Origin of the sequence: Raoultella sp. T31, from assembly GCF_002806725.1 — a bacterium.
Classification (GTDB): domain Bacteria; phylum Pseudomonadota; class Gammaproteobacteria; order Enterobacterales; family Enterobacteriaceae; genus Klebsiella; species Klebsiella electrica.
Genome location: NZ_PIBO01000098.1, coordinates 1 through 550, shown reverse-complemented (window position 1 = coordinate 550; position 550 = coordinate 1). Strand labels below are relative to the sequence as shown.

Genomic DNA, 550 nt, shown 5'->3' with positions numbered 1-550 from the left:
GGCGGCGCGAGCGCCTGATCCGGGCTACCCGACCGCACGTCCCCGTAGCCCCGGTCAGCGCAGCGCCACCGGGGAATATTTCCGGCCCCCGCGGAAAACCACCCGGATGGCGGCGCGAGCGCCTGATCCGGGCTACCCGACCGCACGTCCCCGTAGCCCCGGTCAGCGCAGCGCCACCGGGGAATATTACCGGACACCTGCGGGCAACCACCCGGATGGCGGCGCGAGCGCCTTATCCGGGCTACCCGACCGCACGTCCCCGTAGCCCCGGTCAGCGCAGCGCCACCGGGGAATATTTCCGGCCCCCGCGGAAAACCACCCGGATGGCGGCGCGAGCGCCTGATCCGGGCTACCCGACCGCACGTCCCCGTAGCCCCGGTAAGCGCAGCGCCACCGGGGAATATTTCCGGCCCCCGGCGGGAAACCTCCCGGATGGCGGCGCGAGCGCCTTATCCGGGATACCCGAGCGCACGTCCCCGTAGCCCCGGTAAGCGCAGCGCCACCGGGGAATATTTCCCGACACCTGCGGGCCACCCGGATGGCGGCGCAA

Annotated in this window: 1 protein-coding gene; it reads left to right on the top strand. The window is 72.5% G+C overall.

Annotated features, from left to right (window positions below; genetic code table 11):
* A partial coding sequence (locus CWM52_RS26455) for a hypothetical protein (protein ID WP_206057741.1) occupies positions 1-265 on the top strand: 265 nt, incomplete at its 5' end.
* Between the last annotated feature and the right edge of the window lie 285 nt (positions 266-550).